We start from the raw sequence: 20,596 nt of genomic DNA on the forward strand, positions 1-20,596 counted from the left end.
ATGGACTTATGATATGTATAAAGCGATTCCTATTACTGCCTCTGTCGTTATTCTAGGCGCTCTAATTACTCCTAAAGTTGTGGGTACTAAAGTAGAGGAGCAATTAAATGAATCTATTGCAGCAATCAATGAGATACCTGGCTACAAGTTAGAAATTCTTGAGCAAAATATGGGTTGGTTTGGTTCTCAAAGTAAGCTGTCTATTTCTTATGATATTTCTGCAACTAGTCCTGATTACCAAGGCGAGTTACTCATTACAGACCTTGATCTGACTACTTCTCATGGCCCTATTTTGACGGATGATGGTTTCGCATTAGGTTTATTAAATTGGCAAGTGAAGGTCGCTGCTGATGAGCTTAGAGAAGGTGTCGCCTGGCCAGAAGACAAACCTTTTTATCAGATAAAAGGCCAGAATGACTTTTTATTAAATGGTGTTTACCAAGATGAGATTGTGGCTTTTACGTCTCATGAGGATTCTACAACTAAATTCAGTTTCTCTGGCTACCAAGGCCAAGGTAGCTATAAAGACGAGTTATTTAACTATCAAGGCAATGCTAAAAGCTTTAATGCATCAAGTGATATTGGTGTATTTGATTCGAATGATTTATCCGTTGATATGGAAATGGAAGGCTCTTTTGAAGATGTTTTTAGCTCAGGCTTTTATAACTCTGAATTCAAAATGGCATTAGCCAAGACCGCATTCCGTCATAATTATAAGAATGAAGTGTTAGATATTGATAATGCCTACATTACAAGTAAAACCCTGATTGATGAAGCATCGAGAGCGTTAGATGTGGAGATGGTTTACGGAATAGACACGATCAAAACAAATGATTTTGAAGGATCTGAGCTTGAGCTTGGTCTAGCGTTGAAACATTTAAGTGAAGATTTCTTTCTTAAGTATCAAGATATGATGAAGCACACAGCCAGCTTTAATGCGGATACTACGCCAATTGAAATGATGGAAATATTAAATGAAGGATTGTTGCCATTATTGATTGCAGAGCCTGAGTTTAATATTACTCATTTGAAGGGAACAATTCCTGAAGGTTCTTTTAACTCACATCTTAATGCGAGTTTAAAAGGTATTACGGCTTTACCAAATGATTTGAATGACCCTCAATTCTGGTTATCTCACTCGTTGGTAGATGGTCAAATTTATGGTGATAAGGCTGTGGTTGAGCTAGCGGCTAAGATGTTTATGTTGTCGCAATTGGCATCGAACCCACAAACTCAAGGGATGAGCCAAGCACAGTTAGAGCAATTGGCTGAATCTCAAGTGCCTATGTTGTTACAGACAATTAATATGCAAGGTTTAATTGTGCTTGATAATGAGGGTTATAGCGCAAGTTTAAGCTTGAAAGACAATGTATTTAAGGTAAATAACAACCAAGTTCCTTTACCTTTCTAATCTTTGTTAAGCATGATGTTCTAAATAAATTGAAAAGGCCAATACAGGCAATTCTGTATTGGCCTTTTTTATAACAAGTGGAAAGAGCCGCGTTTATCAATCGGGCAGATACCATAGGTCAGGCATTTTGCTCAATAAACTGCTTTATCTGCCTTCTTTCCTGTTCTGATAAACAGGCATTAAACTGCAGGTATTTAGAGACAACTTGTTCTCGTAATTTAGTTTGATGATATAAATGCTGCTGCCTTTGCTGACTAATTATGCCTTCTAATCCTTGCTTGATTTGATCATTAATCTGTCTAATGCTTTTCATATCATCTTCCTAAAAAGGTGAGTTGAACCCTAAATGCTATAGGGCCAGTTTTTCCACTTTGTTACGATTAAAGTCTTTAGCACCATGCTTATTTAGCGTTAGTCACGGTCTTTTTTATGCTTGCTAATGAAATCGATTACTTGTTGTTTTTGCTCTTCATTTAAACTCGCATGAAAGGCAACAAAGCTAGGCACAACAGACTTGATACTGGCGTGCAATAGTTCGATATTAGTATCGGCGAATTGATTCATTTGCTCTTGATCAATGCTGTTAAGGCTAATTAAATCTTCAAAATCTGAATGCATAGTTTGCTTGTTAGCTTTCAGCGCAAGGCTTGCTTCTAATGCATTGTTTTTAAGGTCAATTAGAAGGGCTTCTTGAGCTTCGTTTAATTCAAGCTTGTCACTTACTCTATCTGCGAACTTATCTGCTCTTTCTTCTGGGGAATGTTTACAGCCTGCTAAGCCAAGAAATACAGAAAGAGTCAGTGAGCCTACTAGCAGTTTTTTTAAGTGCTTTTTGTTAAAGAGTTTCATGCTTTTCTCCTTGGGTTTATATGATTGGTTACTATATTAGCGACTTATTTTTTTGAGACTTTTCACTGAAGTATCCAGTTGTATCAATCTGTAACATTCGTGCAAATTGACGTATCACTTAGGTTTCTAATCCTATAATCTGAGCGGATTCCCTGTATTAAGGTGGTTAACTGTGAAGATCCTTTTAATCGATGACGATGACTCGTTGGCCGATTTGCTTGAGCAATATCTTGCTCGTTATGACATGCAGCTTGTTAGTGCGGATTGTCCGTCTAAAGGCTATATGGCACTTGAGAATGACGTGCCTGATGCCATCATTTTAGATGTAATGCTGCCCGAACAAGATGGCTTTGAGGTGTGTAAACAAATACGCAAGCAGAGCGATATTCCTATTATTATGCTAACGGCTCGCGGTGATGTAATGGATAGGGTCATTGGACTGGAGATTGGTGCGGATGATTATCTTGCTAAACCCTTTGAGCCAAGAGAGCTAGTCGCTAGGTTACAAACCATTCTTCGTCGAGCGGTTAAACAAACCGATTCACAGTCCAGCAAGGGCAGCAAAAGTTCTGAAGGCTTAATTGAGTTTAAAGGCTTGAGTATTAACCTTGAGCGACAGCAGGTGTGCTTATTTGGTAAGGCTTTAGAGCTAACTACGACTGAATATCGCTTGTTGTTATTAATGGCCAAGTCTCCACAAACAGTATTTTCTCGGGATGATATTTTGAATCACTTGAAAGGGGTTGAGATCGAACTCTTTTCTCGTTCTGTTGATATTGCTATTAGCCGTTTAAGACAAAAATTTAAACATGCTTCATCTTCTACCAATGAGACAAGCACTGAGTTTATTAAAACCGTGTGGGGTGCGGGTTATTGCTTTGTGGGTGAGGAGATATGATAGTGCTTAATTGGCTTAATCGTATGCCTTTAATGTTGCGGCTGCTGATTAATTTTATAACAACCTGTTTTATTCTACTTTCTTTGATGGTGACAGGAGTTCATTTCATCGCCAATGAGAACAAGGATAATTGGGAAGGTTTTGAAAATATTTTTGCCGACTATGGCCAATTATTAGCAAGTAGAATTGGAACCCCTTCTGACTATGACGTTGCGCAAGATCTTGCAACGAATCTCATGTTCAATATCAGCATTATTGGCCCAAATGAAACTTGGCATAGTGAGCCTAAAAGCAGTAAGCATGATATGGCCAGGCTGATTGAGCTCAAATATGATGAAAGCAGTACGCAAAATGCCAGTGTCGCGAGAACCCGTGGTAATTATTATGTGCGTATCCTAGCAGGAGAAGGTGACAATAAACGCTTTATTTATATCAGTAAAAGGCGTGAGTTTGTCGACTTTAATATGCCTATCAGCGCTATCCTAGTGTTTTTACTCATTCCTGCTGTTTTGTATTTGAGCTATCGCTTAACCAAAAGTCTGTTCGCGCCAATTAAGACATTACAAGCGGCGAGCTTGGAATATGCCAAAGGTAATTTAACGCATCAAGTGGAAATAAAGCGAGATGATGAACTAGGTAGTCTTACGCAAGTCATGAATAGTATGGCCCAACAGATTGATAAAATGCTGCAGGCTAAACGACAAATGTTACTAGCGATTAGCCATGAGCTAAGAACCCCGTTAACGAGAATGAAGTTGGCTACTGAGTTGCTTGATCATGATCCACAGCAATTGAGTCTGCGCCGTGACATTCAGGAAATGGAAAACCTGATCAATGAGATCTTAGAGTCAGAACGTTTAAATACAAACCATAAGGTGCTGAATCTAGAAAAAGTCCAGCTAGATGAGTTATTGAATGAGCTCATTTTAGAGCTGAACCTAAATTTTGATGACAGAATCATTTTTGAGACTCATGACATAAAGAGTATGTCTTTGGACCCAGCAAGAATCAGGTTGCTGTTTAGAAATTTGATTATGAATGCCTTACAGCACTCTAAATCCCTTGTTACCGTGAGCTTGAATAAGCTAGATGGTGTAATTCAAGTGAATGTGCAAGACAAGGGGGAGGGCATTGAGTCTGAGCATATTCCGCATCTTACTCAAGCATTCTACCGTGTAGATGATGCTAGACAGAGAAAAACAGGGGGTTATGGTCTTGGGCTTTATTTATGCCATTTGATTGTTCAGGCCCATGCTGGTCAGTTTGATATTGAGAGTGAGTTAGGGCAGGGAACTAACGTTCTAATTCAGCTTGATTACTCTGAGTAGCCGTATATAAGGGCGTTGATAGCGTTTTAACGTTTAGTAGTAAAACGGAGAAGTAGCGGCTTAACTGCAGCGCTTCTCATTAATTAACACGCAGTTTCTGCCATTGTTTTTAGCTTGATACAAGGCTTTATCGGCAATGGAGATGAGATGGTTCACATCTTTAATTTCATCTATTTGCATAGTTGCAACGCCCACGCTGACTGTCACCACATCGGCACATTTAGATTGCTTGTGTGGAATTAGCGCCTTGCTTGTCTCGTTACAAATTAATTGTGCCAATGACTCGGCATAATGGCTTGGTTTGTTGAGGATTATGATGGCAAATTCTTCACCGCCATAACGACAAGCGTGATCCGAGACACTATCGCTTAATCTTTCTAATATTTGAGCAAAAAACTTAAGGCAATTATCACCTTGCTGGTGGCCATAATAGTCGTTGTAAGGCTTAAAATGGTCCAAGTCACACATGAGTAAGCTAATGCTCGTATTGGACTCTTTGTCACTTAGGCTTTGGCTTAGTATCTTGTCAAAGTGGCGGCGATTAAAGATGTTAGTTAGGCTGTCTTTTTCTGCAAGATCATTAACTTTAGCAACATATCTCTGCAATACCTTTAAGGAAGTAAGCATTTTCTTAACTTCCTTTTCTCTACTTTTGGGTATGGATATCTGGGTCTCGCCTTTTGCTAATAACTGCATAGAGCGACTAGTTTCAATGAAAGGGCGAATTATATGTCGACCGACGAATAACCAAACGATTAAAAATACGCTAATTAAACAGACGATAGCCAGGGCGATTAATAGCTTACTCGCAAGGGCGATATCTTGGGTGATTTGCGAAGCATTGGTAACTATCTCACTTTTTAGAAATTTAACACTGTCGTGAGTGATCTTATCGAGTTTGTTTATTTTAAGGACGTGTTGGTCTATGTGGCTGTTTAAAATGCGTTTAAGTCTGATTTGCCTTTTTCTTTGTTGAAAAACTGAGTCAACACTTGCTACGTAGGGTTTTACTTGAATAATCCAAGCAGCGGTGGCTGTTTGGATATTTTGATCTAGTAGATTGTTAAGTTGTTCAATTTCTCTCAAGACAATCAATGACCTATGGGCAAGACGGGAGAGTTCTTGATTATGTTTACTTGATAAGCCTTCTAATAACAGGCTTGTGAGTTTGTTGATTCTGCGTTCTATGTCAGTGAGTAAGTTGAGCTTTCGGCTATTCTCTGCCTGCATGATAACGGCGATTTGCTGTCGCGTAGAGTGGATCTCAAGCCTGTAAAAGGCGAGTATGCTCTCTTGTCGTTTTAGCACATCGTAATGGATAGTCTCGTTTTGCTCTTGGGTGTAATAAAGCTCGCCAATGATACGAGACATGATAGGGATGGCTGTTAACAGCTGTTTAATTGATTCTGGTTTGTAGGTATAGATTTCAGATAAATCAGGATTGAGCGCTTTAGTTGCTTCCAAATCGGTTAATAGCCTGCTCCATTGAAGCTCTATTTCTTCTAAGGCGATAATACGTTGGGATAATCCATCCGCACTCTTAATCCTTTCAAGCTGTAGGCTTAATGTTCTTAGTTTCTCTATGTGGTCTGTGCTTCTTATTAGAGGCTCACCTTGGCTTTGTGACACGCTAAGTAGTTGGGCTTGATAGGCTTTAAACAAATAGACAGCAGCCCCAGAGGAGATGATTGAAAAGCTAGCAATCAAGCCAAAGGCTAAAATAAGTTTTGTTCTTAGGGTTAAATGTTTAACGCTAGTCATCCCCAATCCTTACTTGATTAAAAGCGGCAATTTCACCATGTAAGTTTTGCAATTCATAAATTTTAGCTTGTAACTGGTTTAATGCATTTTTTGGTGTAAGTTGTTTGCTTCTAATTAAATAGGCGGTTCTCATAAGTTCTGGGTAAATTTTACCCATGGCAGTACTAGTGAAGTGCCCAAGGCTTAAGACTTGATCACTCCAAGCAAGATTGTCTTTATGGTTTTGTCTAAACGAACCACTGATAGGGTACATTTCAGCAGAGTTAAAGTCGTCTAAAAGGGCGACGTCTAATCGGCATGGATTACCGCCCCCTTTGGCATAGGCAAGTTGGCCTTCAAAAGACGTGATGTATTTAAGTAACCAATAGGCGGCTTCTGGATTTTGGCTATCATAGGCAACGGCTAGGGCGTAAGCGCCTGTATAAGGTTTGCCAAGCGGTGAGGAGCTAATACCTATTTTAGCGCCAGGAATATTCTCTTCTACTTGTGCCGAAATTGACCAGAGATTGTTATAGGCAAAGGGCCACATGGCCACTCTGTCATTGGCGAGCGCTTGCGCTGATTCTAAATAAGCGGAGCTTTCATCGGCTGGCGCTGCAAAATCCAATAGGTTTAAATAAGCCTTAGCTGCTTCTATGGCGGTTTGACTATTTGCTTTAACTATAAAGTGATCAATGTCGCCCATGTCATTATATTCAGGGGTGAGCCAGCTTCCGCCTAACCCCCATAATAGGGAGGAAAACTCATCGTTAATATGAGGCTTATTACCTGACATTAGGGTTAGGCCGTAAAAGTCATGCTGTAATATTTTTCCTGCTAAAAACTCGCCTTTATAACGTGTAAAAAAGCGTGCAACATCAATCAAGTTATTTAAGCTTTTGGGTGGCGATAGGGCATAACCATAGCTTTTTTGAAATTCAGCACGCTCTGCTGGGTGTTCAAATAAATCTTGTCGGTAATGGTTACCCATAGTGTAATTATTATAGGGAATAGAGTGTGATTGACCCTTATAAGAGAGTATTTGTAATAGATTAGGGTAAAAAGATGAGAGGTGCTCATCAATGCCATGTAGGCCTGAGTTGTCATACTTTGAAGCAAGCCTGTGCAAGGGTGTTGTCAGACCTCGGGTTGCCCACTCTTTAGACCAGCCCGCTTCCATGGTAAGCAGGTCGTATTTGCCTTTACCATGCATTAGTGATTTGGTTTGTGTCTCATACATGTCCCCAAGGGACATAGGAATCAGTCTGACAGAAACCCCTGTGTGCTTGGTAAATTTTGGCAGTAGTTCGTTTTTGAGATGTTCAGTCCAAAAGCCATCTTCAGCAACTAGGGTTATCGATTTTTTGTTGCTTATATCTGGAATGTCAGTGAGTTTGAATGGGTGCAAGCCATGGCCTTCTGCCTGTGCGCTAGAATAGAAAACAGCACAATATGCCAAACATATATTAAATAAATAACGATTAAATAAGGTTTTATTTAATATTGTTCCCGCTATGCTAACTAAATTCCTTGTAATCATAAAAGGCCAGCATCTTATCAACCTACTCGGGCTGAGAGTTATGGATTAGGTGTTTATTCAGTTTAGTTCATTAATTTATACTCGCATCAATGTTATTTTATGTAAGTGTTTCCTGTCTACAAAATTTGTTACCAATTAGTAAAAATTTGAAACCTAATCACTTTAGATGGCTTGAAAATGACGGTTTTAGTTGAGTTGATTCGATAAAACAAAACCTTTCCTTAAGCCTTTTGTTGAGCCAGTTAAGCCTCATTTTATAAGGGGGTATTAGTCTAACCTTTCGATAATTAAGGTTTATTTAAGAAAGCCTAGATAGGATTGATTAGAGTAAATGCTTTATGGTTTTCTCATTAGAGAATGTTAAACTTAGGTTATAAAACTGAGCTTAACTATAAAAATACTTGCAGTTGTTTGATGTATTCTAGTTTTGAGAACAAGTGTTTTGCATATAATAAGTTAGCCAGTGTAAATTTTTTTTAAGGTGTAATGATATTTTATGAAGGGCGTTAAGGTAGCGGTTGAGCAGTTACAGCCAGGTATATATGTGCAACTGCCTTTAAAGTGGTTTCAGCACCCGTTTGTTCTTAATCACTTTAAGATTAAAACAGATGATCAGATTAAGATTATTAAAAGCCTTGGAGTGCGCCATGTTATGGCTGTTCCAAGTAAAAGTGATGCTAAACCTATTCCCATGTCGGAGTTGGTAGAAGATACCCAAGACGAAGCTGAGGTTGAAGAGTTAAAAGACGAGCTTACGCTGATTAAAGAAGAGCGTATGCAAAAACTTAAATCATTTAAATCAGATTTAGGCCGTACTGAAAAATGTTTTCAGAACTCTATGAACCATGTACGTAATATCATGCGAGATATGCGTAACAAACCTGCGCAGTCTGTTGATCAAGCAACTGAATTAATTGATGAAATTACAGACCACCTACTTAATAAGGGTGATGCTGTCTTACATTTGATGAATGAGAGTAAAGAAGATGAAGGTCTTTATTATCATGCGTTAAATGTGTCTGTTCTGGCTATGTTATTGGGTAAGAAAAAGGGTCTAGGCAAGGAAGATTTAACCTTGTTAGGGCTTGCTGGCCTTTTTCATGATGTTGGTAAACTTAAGATACCTGCTCAAATATTGCGAAAAACAGAGCCGTTAAATGCAGCTGAGAGCAACTTTCTAAAACTGCATCCTAAATACAGTATTGAATTGTTGGTTACCTCATCTAACTTTGATGATAGGGCGCTTAAACTGATAGAGCAGCACCATGAGTTTTATGATGGTAGCGGCCATCCTTTGGGCTTAGAGGGGAAGGAGCTGGATCCGCTTTCACATATTTTATCGGTGGTAAATAACTACGATAGCTTGTGTCATCCTATTAATATTAAAAATGCGAAAACGCCTTTTGCTGCTTTGGCACATCAATTTAAAGTGGATAAGGCAAAGTACGAAGAAGATTCCCTCAGTCTTTTGGTTAAGTTATTGGGGATTTACCCGCCAGGTACCGTGGTTGAGCTAGATAGCGGCCAATGTGCTTTGGTTATCTCAGTCAATCTGAATAAACTACTTGCACCAAATGTTCTGATTTATGACCCGCTTGTTCCTAAAGATGAGGCTGTTATTTTAGATTTGGACGAAAATCAAGATCTTAAAATAGTAAAAGCGATTCACCCTAGCCAGTTATCTGAAGAAGTGTTTTCCTACTTAAATCCAAGAATGCGTGTTAACTATTACTTTGATCACACTGATAAAGCTTAATTGAGTCTCGATTAGGTCGCTATAAAGCGACCTAATCTTTGTTTCTTGTAAATTCCTAAATCTAGCTTCAAATACACGCTGTAATGAGTGCTTTAATCTCTGTTTGGCTTAATACTACTGGGTTATTGCGATTGCTAGATGCCTTCACTAAAGCGTCAAGCTCATCTGTTTTCAAACCATATTTGCGAAATTTAGGGATATTAAGCGCTTTTTGCCAAGCAAACAGAGTGTCTACTAATATCTGACAGTAGTCCAATTCTGATAAGTTGCCGTCAGATAAGGTACCGCCTAATAGGTCTCTTTCTTGAGCGCAGAGACGACCAATTTTTGCCATCTTAAAAATGGCACTCGTCCTTGCTTGTGAAGAGGTTTCAGCATTCTTGTTTGAATCGCTTTCCTTGATCAAAGCATTCAGAGTAGCTTGGTTAGCTTCAGCAATAAGACCTGCACAAGCAACACCATGGGGTATCTCGTAAAACCCTCCCATAGGGCCTGCGATACCATGCACTATACCAAGGCCTGCATTGGCTAAGCAGCTGCCAGATAGCATAGCCGCTAAGGCAAGCTCGCCTCTTACATCAGGATCATCAGCTTTATTTGTGCAGGCTGGAATGAGGTTTTTAATAATAAGTTCAAGCCCTTTTTCAGCGAGTGTGTCTGTAATCAGGCTGCTTTTAGTTGAGAGATAGGCTTCGAGTAATTGTGTAAAGGCATCTAATCCACAGCAAGCCGTTTGAAGAGGAGGACAGGACATAGTTAGGCGTGAATCAAGCCAAATCTCTGTTGGGATTAACTTGTCATGTCGGATGGATTTTTTAAAACCTTTGTTTCCTACCTGACTAAAAACGGCATTTGAGGTCATTTCACTGCCTGTACCAGAGGTTGTTGGAATCGCAATAAAAGGAAGAATCTGATCTGGCAGAGGTAAACCTTTACCAACCCCTTCTAAATAATCTAATAAGCTGTGTTTTGTCATTAACATGGCAGCTAGGGCTTTCCCTGCATCGAGAACTGAACCGCCACCTATCGCAATGACTTTAGTAATCTGAGTTTGATGTTGGGTATTTTGGAAACGGCGAGTGATGGCATCGATATCACAAGGGCTTGGCTCAGCGCCTATCTGAACAATATGATCCGCTTCTATTTCAATACCAGAAAGCTCGATGAAAAGCTTAAAATAAGAAGAGTAGTTGCCGCTTTTACCGCCTGTTACCCATAACACAGTGTCTGAATCGCTTAACTCTGTTTTTAAGTTCTGACTAATACCTTCGCCATAGTGAATTTTTGGCCACTGAGCAAATTCAAAACTCTTTAATAAAGCTGTCATATCTCACCTTTAATTTTCATTAGTGATTGTTTCTGTGTTCTTTTTAGCGATTTTCTTTCTTTTTTTACCTTAATGCTTTCACTTTACAACATTATTTTTGATTCTATCCGAAATAGCGTGTTTAACCAACTTGATAACTGAGCACTATAAGAAGCGTTAAAAGGTGCGAAGATAATTTGATTAAAGTAAGTGGGTTTTAGGTGAAGAGCCATTAAAGTGTATGACAATTAGCCGAATAATTAAATTTTTTTCCTCAATTGAACAGATATTGAACTATAATTGTCGACAATTAGATTTGAGTAGGATTGACATATGCTGAATTTTCTTTAGTATGCTCATAAATCAAACAAATTGTAGACAATATTATGCCTCTTGATAATCCAACAAAAACCTTAGCAGTCACTACTGCAGACAAAGTCTTTGAGCAGATTCAGCATGCTATTGTTGAGGGCGACATTTTAGCTGGTAGTAAAATCAGTGAGCCTGAGTTAGCTAAACAATATCAAGTAAGCCGCTCTACCTTGCGTGAAGCCTTGAATCGCCTAGAAAAATGCCACCTTATTGAACGCAAGCCAAATGTAGGCTCTCGTGTTGTTGAGTGCAGCATTAAAGGTTTATTGGAGCTTTATATTACTCGTGAGGCTTTAGAAGGTATGGCCTGTCGTCAAGCCGCTGAAAATATGACGGATGAAGAAATTGTCGACATGAAGGCCATGTTGTCACAACATTCTACCGCGCAGGATTTACAAGATGGTGTCGCTTATTACCAAGAAAAGGGTGATTTAGATTTTCACTATAAAGTGATTCTAGGTAGTCACAACGCTCAACTTATTAATCTTATCTGCGGACAGCTGTATCACCTTGTCCGTATGTATCGTTGCCAATTTGGCATGAATAGCCCAAGGGCGAGCCGCGCTTTTTCCGAACACTCCAGAATTATCGAAGCCATAAGTGATAGAGACGGAGAGCTTGCTGAGCTTCTTATGCGTCGCCACATTGCGGCTTCTCGCAAAAATATCGAAAACAAAATCGCTGAGCAAAATAAGCTCAACCAATAATCAATAGGTAAGGGGACACATATCATGTCGCAAGATTCGTCACAAACAAGGTTATCACCTGGTGCTAAGTTTCGATTAGCCCTTAAAAATAACGCGCCACTGCAAATTGTCGGCACCATCAATGCGTATTGCGCCATGATGGCAGAACAGTTAGGCCATCAAGCAATTTACTTATCTGGTGGCGGCGTGGCGAATGCCTCTTACGGTTTGCCTGATTTGGGCATGACATCACTTAACGATGTGATCGTTGATGTTCAGCGTATTACGTCTGCTTCTAGTCTACCTTTATTAGTAGATATTGATACGGGTTGGGGTGGCGCATTTAACATAGCTAAAACTATTCGTGATATGGAAAAGGCAGGTGCTGCTGCAGTTCATATTGAAGATCAAGTGGCGCAAAAACGTTGTGGTCACAGACCGAATAAAGAAATCGTTTCTGTTGAAGAAATGACTGACAGAATCAAAGCAGCTGTCGATGCTCGCATCGATCCTGATTTTTTCATCATGGCGCGTACTGACTCTTTCGCTCAAGAAGGATTAGAAGCCGCAATTGCAAGAGCAAAAGCTTACGTTGCTGCTGGTGCTGATGGCATTTTCGCTGAAGCGGTGAAGACAGAAGAGCATTACCGAGCATTCTCTGAAGCCTTAGATGTGCCTATTTTGGCTAATATTACTGAATTTGGTCAGACTGAGCTATGGAACAAGAAAGAGCTAGGTGAGTGGGGGGCTGCTATGGTGCTTTATCCTCTTTCTGCTTTTAGAGCCATGAATAAAGCGGCTGAAAATGTTTATCAAACCCTGTTAGCTGACGGCGATCAAAAAGCAGCGATTGATAACATGCAAACCCGCATGGAACTGTATGATTATCTTGGTTACCACGATTATGAGCAAAAGCTTGATCAGCTATTTTCTCAAGGTAAGAACAAATAACTTGATGGTTAAAGAATAACAAAAACGTAAATAAAATTATCAGCATTGTCTTTTGGTAGGTCTGTCTTTATCGAGATGGCCTATAAAGGATTGTCTCAAAGGGCTTTGCTATAGGAAAAGGTGTAATTATGACAGCTAAAAAATTAACAGGTGCGGGACTTCGCGGACAAAGTGCGGGTGAAACAGCCCTTTGCACCGTTGGTAAATCGGGCAGTGGCTTAACCTATTGTGGTTATGATGTGTCAGATCTTGCGGATAACGCTAGCTTTGAAGAAGTCGCCTATTTGCTTTTTAACGGTGAATTACCTAATCGAGCTCAGCTTGATGCCTATAAAACTCAGTTAAGAGGAATGCGTGATTTACCTCAGGCGTTAAAAGAAGTCTTACAACGTATTCCGGCTAATGCGCATCCAATGGATGTGATGCGTACCGGTGCTTCGTTCTTAGGTAACCTTGAACCAGAAGTTGATTTTAATGATCAAGACAAAGCGGCGAATCGCCTTCTTGGTGCTTTCCCTGCCATCATGTGTTACTGGTACCGTTTCTCTCATGAGGGTGTCGAGATTGACTGTAATACAGATGAAGATTCTATTGGTGGTCATTTACTTAAACTCATGAGTGGCAAAACCCCTTCTGATCAGCATCGCCGTGTAATGGATGTGTCCTTAATTCTTTATGCTGAGCATGAATTTAATGCTTCTACATTCACCGCGCGTGTTTGTGCCTCTACCTTGTCTGATATGTATTCTTGTGTCACAGGTGCGATTGGTTCATTACGTGGCCCTCTGCACGGTGGTGCCAATGAAGCGGCAATGGACATGATAGAGAAGTTCTCTTCGCCAGAAGATGCCAAGGTGCAAATGGCGGGCATGCTTGAACGTAAAGAGAAAATCATGGGCTTTGGTCATGCGATATATAGCACCTCAGATCCTCGTAATGTCATCATCAAAAAATGGTCTGAGAAGCTGGCTCATGAGAATGGTGATACTTCTTTATACGACATTTCAGTGGCTTGTGAAGAGTTTATGTGGGACACCAAAAAGCTATTTTGTAATGCTGATTTCTTCCATGCATCGGCTTATCACTTTATGGGTATTCCAACAAAACTCTTTACACCAATCTTTGTGTGCTCACGTCTAACTGGCTGGGCTGCCCATGTAATGGAGCAAAGAGCGAATAACCGTATTATTCGACCAAGCGCTGACTATACAGGTTCTGAACCTCGTACTGTTAAACCGATTGGCGAACGTTAATCGACTTGGTGAGGCTGAGTATTAGAACTCGGCCTCACCTTATTTAATGATGCGCAATAAAGCATGTCTAAAAAGCGCTTATAAAAGCGTTTTTTTAGAGTGTTTTGTCGCCTTGAATACCGCTTAAACTTTTATTCAGATGGGCGTTTTTATTAACTGTTTGTCTCTTGATACTGCTGGATAGCTATTATGAATACTTTATATCGCAAACCTTTGGCTAGTACAGGCCTAGACTTTTTTGACACCCGAGCAGCGGTGGAAGCTATTAAACCAGGGGCTTATGCAACCTTGCCTTACACTTCAAGAGTGTTAGCAGAAAACCTGGTGCGACGTTGTGAGCCTGAAAACCTAACAGCAGCTCTGACTCAAATTATTGAGCGTAAAAGAGACTTAGACTTTCCTTGGTTCCCAGCTCGTGTTGTTTGTCATGACATTCTTGGACAAACCGCATTAGTTGATTTAGCTGGTCTGCGTGATGCGATTGCTGATCAAGGTGGTGACCCTGCTAAGGTCAATCCAGTTGTACCGACTCAGTTAATCGTTGACCACTCTTTAGCTGTTGAGGCTCCTGGCTTTGATAAAGATGCCTTTGAGAAGAATAGGGCAATTGAAGACAGACGTAATGAAGATAGATTCCATTTTATCGAATGGACAAAAACAGCCTTTGAAAATGTTGATGTGATTCCTGCGGGTAATGGCATCATGCACCAGATCAACCTAGAAAAAATGTCTCCAGTGATTCAGGCGAGAGATGGGGTTGCTTTCCCTGATACTTGTGTAGGAACTGATAGTCACACTCCCCATGTTGATGCTCTTGGTGTTATCGCTATCGGTGTGGGTGGTTTAGAGGCTGAAACCGTTATGTTAGGCCGTCCTTCTATGATGCGTTTACCTAATATCATTGGGGTGAAATTAGTTGGGAAGCGCCAGCCTGGTATTACGGCTACCGACATTGTTTTGGCAATTACTGAGTTCCTTCGTAACGAAAAGGTTGTGTCCTCGTACTTAGAATTCTTCGGTGAAGGTGCCAGTAAGTTAACCATAGGTGATCGCGCCACTATCTCTAATATGACACCTGAGTTTGGTGCTTCTGCTGGTATGTTCTATATCGATGAGCAAACGATTGATTACCTTAAGCTTACAGGGCGTGAACCAGAGCAAGTTGCTTTAGTCGAAGAATATGCAAAACAAACTGGCCTTTGGGCAGATGATCTTGTTGACGCTCAATATGAAAGAGTACTTGAGTTTGACCTTTCTAGCGTGTGCCGCAATATGGCTGGTCCATCTAACCCTCATCGTCGTTTACCAACAACAGAATTAGAGTCACGTGGGATTGCAGTAGGGCTTGATGCGGCTAAAGCACAAGAAGCTGATGGGAAAATGCCTGATGGTGCTGTTATTATCGCGGCAATTACGTCTTGTACTAATACTTCAAACCCTCGTAACGTCGTTGCTGCGGCTCTTGTGGCTAAGAAAGCCAATGAGCTTGGCTTGATTCGAAAGCCTTGGGTAAAAACCTCTTTTGCTCCCGGTTCTAAAGTTGCAAAACTGTATCTAGAAGAAGCGGGTTTGCTACCTGAGCTTGAAAAATTAGGATTTGGTATCGTGGCATACGCTTGTACGACTTGTAACGGTATGAGTGGTGCACTTGATCCTAAGATTCAACAGGAAGTAATCGACAGAGATTTATATGCAACAGCCGTGTTATCAGGTAACCGAAACTTTGATGGTCGAATCCACCCTTATGCTAAACAGGCTTTCCTTGCCTCTCCGCCTTTGGTTGTGGCTTATGCTATTGCAGGAACAATGCGCTTTGATATTGAAAAAGACATTCTAGGACAAGATCAAGATGGCAATGATATTAGCCTGAAAGATATTTGGCCAAGTGACGAAGAGATAGATGCAATCGTTGCTAAAGCCGTGAAGCCTGAACAGTTCAAACAAATTTATATTCCTATGTTTGACCTTGGAGCAATTGATAGAGCACCAAGTCCTCTCTATGACTGGCGCCCACAGAGTACCTATATTCGTAGACCACCTTATTGGGAAGGCGCGCTTGCTGGTGAGCGAACTATGAAAGGTATGCGTCCATTAGCAGTACTGGGTGACAATATCACCACAGACCACTTGTCTCCTTCTAATGCCATTATGCTTAACAGTGCCGCTGGGGCTTATTTAGACAAAATGGGTTTACCAGAAGAAGACTTTAACTCTTACGCTACTCACCGTGGTGACCACTTAACGGCGCAAAGAGCGACTTTTGCTAACCCTAAACTGCTTAATGAAATGTGCCTTGATGAACAAGGTGAGATTAAGCAGGGCTCATTAGCGCGTATTGAGCCAGAAGGCCAAGAAAGTCGTATGTGGGAAGCGATTGAAACCTATATGGACCGTAAACAGCCTTTGATTATTGTTGCGGGTGCAGATTACGGGCAAGGTTCTTCTCGCGACTGGGCAGCTAAAGGTGTTCGTCTGGCTGGTGTTGAGGTGATTGTGGCGGAAGGCTTTGAGCGTATTCATAGAACAAATCTAGTTGGTATGGGTGTATTACCGCTTGAGTTTAAAGCAGGTGAGAATCGCCATACTTACCAAATTGATGGCACAGAAACCTATGATGTTATTGGTGATAGAACGCCAGGTGCGACATTAACCCTGATTATTGAACGTAAAAATGGCGAACGTGTAGAGGTTCCTGTTACGTGTCGTCTTGATACTGCAGAAGAAGTTTCTGTATATGAAGCTGGTGGTGTATTACAGCGTTTCGCACAAGACTTTTTAGCCAATAATGCTTAATTGCACTTTTGTTTAAGTTTATGAGTGGGGCTCGCAGCTTTTCTGCCTATTTTCTTGTGGGTCCCACTCGCCCTTTTTATTGCTTTGATTAAAGCATGCCCAATAGAGGTAACTTGGTATGGCACATTTACCACAAGTTAAAATTCCTGCGACTTATATGCGCGGTGGTACAAGTAAAGGCGTATTTTTTAGTTTAGAAGACTTACCCGAAGCCGCACGTGTTCCGGGTAAAGTGAGAGATGATTTATTGCTTCGTGTGATAGGTAGCCCTGATCCATATGGTAAACAGACGGATGGTATGGGTGGTGCAACCTCAAGCACAAGTAAAACAGTTATCATCTCTAAATCTGACAAAGCCGATCATGATGTGAACTATTTATTTGGCCAGGTAGCGATTGATAAGGCTTTTGTAGATTGGAGTGGTAACTGTGGCAATTTAACGGCTGCTGTTGGGGCTTTTGCGATTTCTAATGGTTTAGTCGATGCGGATAAATTGCCCGAAAATGGCTTAGCGACCATTAATATCTGGCAAGCGAATATCGAAAAAACCATTGTTGCTCATGTTCCTATGACCAATGGTGAGGTACAAGAAACTGGTGACTTCGAGCTTGATGGCGTGACTTTCCCTGCGGCGGAAGTCGAAGTGGAATTTGTTGACCCTGCCGACGGTGAGGGATCCATGTTTCCAACTGGCCAGTTGGTAGATCAGCTTGATGTTGCTGGCTATGGGTCATTTCAGGCAACTTTGATCAATGCGGGTATTCCGACCATTTTCTTAAATGCAGTTGAGCTTGGTTATACAGGTACTGAGCTTCAAGATGCAATCAATGGTGATGCAAAAGCATTAGCTAAGTTTGAATCTATCCGTGCTCATGGCGCTCTAAAAATGGGGTTGATTCAATCACTTGATGAAGCTGAACAACGTCAACACACTCCTAAGGTTGCTTTTGTTGCACCGGCTAAAGATTATCAGGCTTCAAGTGGCTCAAATGTTAGTGCAAATGATATTGATGTCTGTGTCAGGGCCTTATCTATGGGGAAATTACACCATGCCATGATGGGCACAGCGGCCGTTGCAATTGGAACCGCTGCTGCAATTCCGGGTACCTTAGTTAATCTTGCTGCTGGTGGCAATGAAAGGCAATCAGTGACCTTTGGGCACCCTTCAGGCACATTGCGTGTCGGAGCCAAAGCCAGTGAGACAGAGGGTGAGTGGTCGGTAGATCGTGCGATTATGAGTCGAAGTGCTAGAGTCTTGATGGAAGGTTGGGTTCGTGTTCCTCAGGATGCTTTCTAAGCAGTCTTTATTACAATATCTCTAAGCAGGTTCTATTAAGAGAACTTGCTTAAACATTTTTGGGTTTCCTTGGCATCTTTTGGACGGCTAAAGATAAAGCCTTGAACCGTGTCACAGCCAAGCTCAGTGAGTAATGCTAACTGAGCTTGATCTTCTACTCCTTCCGCAATAATTTCATATCCTAGTTTTTGTCCCATCTCTATCATGGAGGAATAAAGGTGTCTGGCTTTTAGATTGGTTAATAGGTCGTTGATGAAGTATTTATCTATTTTCAATACATCCACATGAAGGTGTTTTAGTGATGCAAATGAAGAGTAACCTGTGCCAAAGTCATCGATTGCTATCAAGACACCAATTTCTTTTAATCGATTGAAAGTATCTAGATTAGCTCTGTCTATTTGTACTGCACTTTCTGTGACTTCTAATTTTAAGCATTTTGCATCTAATTCTGTTGCTTGCAAGGTGTCTTCTATTAAGCCAACAAAGTCTGACTCTAAGAAGTGATTAGGAGAAATGTTGACGGCAATACGAGGTAGGTTAATGCCTTGCTTTTTCCAGATCACCGCTTGTTTCGCTGCTTGTTTTAATACCCAATGAGTTAAGGGTTTAATCATGCCTATGCGTTCTGCAATGGGAATAAAGTCATTCGGTGAAACATCGCCTAATAAAGGATGATGCCACCTTGCCAGCGCTTCAACACCAACAACTTCGCGATTCTCAATAGCAACTTGGCACTGATAAACCAAAGTTAGTTGCTCGTGCTCAATTGCCTCTCTTAAGTATTGCTCCATTTTAAATCTATATTCGGCCTTTTGGGTAAGCTCGATTTTATAAAAGGCGTAACCGTTTTTACCTTGCTCTTTTGCTGAGTAGAGAGCAGTGTCTGCGGCTTTTAATAGGCTGGTTAGATTATTGCCATCGATTGGATACCTGGCAATGCCAAGGCTACACGTAGGGATGAACTTTCTGCCGGATAAAATGACAGGTTTGGATATGGTTTTTAAACAAAGTTTAGCCAGTTCGATCACTTGGCTTTTTTTGTCTTTGTTATCATGGGCAATAATGCAAAACTCATCACCACCTAGTCGTGCAGCTAATTTAATATCACTTTCTAGATTTGTAAGTCTGGAGGCAATGATCTTGAGTAAATTATCGCCTTCATCATGTCCTAGGCTATCGTTTACTTGCTTAAAGTTATCAAGGTCTAGGTAGATAAGATTGAAAGAGAGCTTGTCTCTTTCTGATTCTTTAATCAGTTTTTCAAGGCTGATATAGAGTTGGGCACGGCTTGAAAGTCCTGTTAGTTCATCGGTATAGGCTAATTCTTTAATACGTTTTAGATTGTTCTCCCTATCCATGATAATACTAACCAGTCTTACTGCTGAAATGAGGTCGTTGAGCTCTTCATCATTAGGTAGACCTGGGTAGTTATAGTACATACCAAAAGCACCTAATACTCTTCCAGAGGCATCTTTTACTGGCTCTGACCAGCAAGATCTCAGGCCGTAAGGTAAAGCAAGATGTTTCACACTGGCCCATTTAGGATCCGTTGCAATATCTTCACACAGGACTCTTTCACCCGTGTAACTTGCAGTACCACATGATCCGACATTTGGACCAATTTTTGAGCCATGAATTGCGTCACAATAGGCTTTAGGCAAGCTAGGGGCTCCACCATAGAGAAGTTTGTCTTTTTCTAATATAAGCATGCAGCATCGCATACCTGGGTGCCTTTCTTCATACATATAAGCGATTTCATCATAAATCTCAGAGGCCGCATTTCCCTTTGCTATCATGGCTAAAATTTTGGTACTTCTTTTACTGAAGAGTTCGGCTTTTTTGCGTTTGGTTATGTCTACATGTGTGCCAATGAGGCGAACGGCAGTCTGTTTTTGCTCATCTATGACTTTAAATGCTCTGGAACGGATATAAAGATAACTGCCACTTTTGTGGCGCATGCGCATTTCTACTTCAAATACGTCGGATTTATTGGAGAGGTAATTTTGGACTGATTCTAATATTGCGTCTTTTTCTTCAGGGTGCACTAAGCTAGCCCAAGTATTGAGTGAACTACCCAGCTCATGTTCTTCATACCCCAGCATGGATTTCCAACGGGGAGAGTAATAGACTTTGTCAGTGATTAAATCCCAATCCCATAGACCATCGCTGGCACCACGCATTGCTAGGGCGAACCTTTCCTCACTCTTAAATAGCTCTTCAGACTGGGCTTTTTTAGTCTGATTTAATAAGGATAATTCCTCTTGTAAGTTGGCTATTTCATCAAGCAATTGTGTTTTTGTTTTGTTTTTATCGCTCATATTTAGGTTCCTTGATAACTTATTCTAGCCTAATCAAGAAAACTTGAGGCATTAAGCTAATGTTTAAGGAAGTATTTGCTTTTGCTTTTTATTAGAGT

Annotated in this window: 15 protein-coding genes; 9 read left to right on the plus strand and 6 right to left on the minus strand. The window is 40.7% G+C overall.

Annotation, left to right across the window (positions count from 1 at the left end):
* Window positions 1–13 precede the first annotated feature (13 nt).
* On the plus strand, window positions 14–1,411 hold the full coding sequence (locus TW85_RS10755) for a DUF945 family protein (protein ID WP_046017127.1): 1,398 nt from the start codon (window positions 14–16) through the stop codon (window positions 1,409–1,411).
* Window positions 1,412–1,529: 118 nt separating this feature from the next.
* Here TW85_RS10755 and TW85_RS10760 read toward each other — a convergent pair whose 3' ends face one another.
* Together TW85_RS10760 and TW85_RS10765 are read right to left on the minus strand one after the other, a co-directional pair.
* Complete coding sequence (locus tag TW85_RS10760) at window positions 1,530–1,724, minus strand: hypothetical protein (RefSeq protein ID WP_046017128.1); 195 nt, start codon at window positions 1,722–1,724, stop codon at window positions 1,530–1,532.
* 98 nt (window positions 1,725–1,822) lie between these two features.
* On the minus strand, window positions 1,823–2,260 hold the full coding sequence (locus TW85_RS10765) for a Spy/CpxP family protein refolding chaperone (protein ID WP_046017129.1): 438 nt from the start codon (window positions 2,258–2,260) through the stop codon (window positions 1,823–1,825).
* Between the two features lie 172 nt (window positions 2,261–2,432).
* Here TW85_RS10765 and TW85_RS10770 point away from each other — a divergent pair, with 172 nt between their 5' ends.
* Window positions 2,433–3,158, plus strand: a complete 726-nt coding sequence (locus tag TW85_RS10770; RefSeq protein ID WP_046017130.1) for a response regulator transcription factor — start codon at window positions 2,433–2,435, stop codon at window positions 3,156–3,158.
* Window positions 3,159–3,160: 2 nt separating this feature from the next.
* Window positions 3,161–4,486, plus strand: coding sequence for a HAMP domain-containing sensor histidine kinase (locus TW85_RS10775; RefSeq protein ID WP_238326203.1), 1,326 nt, complete (start codon window positions 3,161–3,163; stop codon window positions 4,484–4,486).
* Between the two features lie 60 nt (window positions 4,487–4,546).
* On the opposite strand, the gene TW85_RS25450 is transcribed toward TW85_RS10775, so the two are convergent.
* Both TW85_RS25450 and TW85_RS10785 read right to left on the minus strand, forming a co-directional pair.
* A complete protein-coding gene (locus tag TW85_RS25450; RefSeq protein WP_052702098.1) occupies window positions 4,547–6,247 on the minus strand; it encodes a GGDEF domain-containing protein in 1,701 nt (566 codons plus the stop codon).
* Complete coding sequence (locus TW85_RS10785) at window positions 6,240–7,766, minus strand: extracellular solute-binding protein (RefSeq protein ID WP_084616239.1); 1,527 nt, start codon at window positions 7,764–7,766, stop codon at window positions 6,240–6,242. The genes TW85_RS25450 and TW85_RS10785 overlap by 8 nt, the downstream gene beginning before the upstream one ends.
* A gap of 496 nt (window positions 7,767–8,262) precedes the next feature.
* Between TW85_RS10785 and TW85_RS10790 the strand changes: the two genes are divergently transcribed.
* The gene (locus TW85_RS10790) at window positions 8,263–9,522 is read left to right on the plus strand and encodes an HD-GYP domain-containing protein (RefSeq protein WP_046017132.1); all 1,260 of its coding nucleotides are present in this window, start codon (window positions 8,263–8,265) and stop codon (window positions 9,520–9,522) included.
* A 67-nt stretch (window positions 9,523–9,589) separates the two neighbouring features.
* On the opposite strand, the gene TW85_RS10795 is transcribed toward TW85_RS10790, so the two are convergent.
* Window positions 9,590–10,849, minus strand: a complete 1,260-nt coding sequence (locus TW85_RS10795) for an iron-containing alcohol dehydrogenase (RefSeq protein WP_046017133.1) — start codon at window positions 10,847–10,849, stop codon at window positions 9,590–9,592.
* A gap of 365 nt (window positions 10,850–11,214) precedes the next feature.
* On the opposite strand from TW85_RS10795, the gene TW85_RS10800 reads away from it, so the two are divergent.
* The 5 genes from TW85_RS10800 (at window position 11,215) to prpF (ending at window position 18,180) form a co-directional block, all read left to right on the plus strand.
* Window positions 11,215–11,907, plus strand: a complete 693-nt coding sequence (locus tag TW85_RS10800; protein WP_046017134.1) for a GntR family transcriptional regulator — start codon at window positions 11,215–11,217, stop codon at window positions 11,905–11,907.
* A 24-nt stretch (window positions 11,908–11,931) separates the two neighbouring features.
* Complete coding sequence (gene prpB, locus TW85_RS10805; RefSeq protein WP_046017135.1) at window positions 11,932–12,837, plus strand: methylisocitrate lyase; 906 nt, start codon at window positions 11,932–11,934, stop codon at window positions 12,835–12,837.
* 125 nt (window positions 12,838–12,962) lie between these two features.
* The gene (prpC, locus tag TW85_RS10810; protein WP_343251977.1) at window positions 12,963–14,090 is read left to right on the plus strand and encodes a 2-methylcitrate synthase; all 1,128 of its coding nucleotides are present in this window, start codon (window positions 12,963–12,965) and stop codon (window positions 14,088–14,090) included.
* 189 nt (window positions 14,091–14,279) lie between these two features.
* Entirely contained in the window at window positions 14,280–16,883 is a 2,604-nt protein-coding gene (acnD, locus tag TW85_RS10815; protein WP_046017137.1) for a Fe/S-dependent 2-methylisocitrate dehydratase AcnD, read from the plus strand.
* Window positions 16,884–17,001: 118 nt separating this feature from the next.
* Window positions 17,002–18,180, plus strand: a complete 1,179-nt coding sequence (prpF, locus tag TW85_RS10820; RefSeq protein WP_046017138.1) for a 2-methylaconitate cis-trans isomerase PrpF — start codon at window positions 17,002–17,004, stop codon at window positions 18,178–18,180.
* 35 nt (window positions 18,181–18,215) lie between these two features.
* On the opposite strand, the gene TW85_RS10825 is transcribed toward prpF, so the two are convergent.
* Window positions 18,216–20,498: an EAL domain-containing protein gene (locus TW85_RS10825; protein WP_046017139.1), complete on the minus strand. Its 2,283-nt coding sequence runs from the start codon at window positions 20,496–20,498 to the stop codon at window positions 18,216–18,218.
* Between the last annotated feature and the right edge of the window lie 98 nt (window positions 20,499–20,596).

The sequence above is a fragment of the Marinomonas sp. S3726 genome (genome assembly GCF_000967665.1).
GTDB lineage: Bacteria > Pseudomonadota > Gammaproteobacteria > Pseudomonadales > Marinomonadaceae > Marinomonas.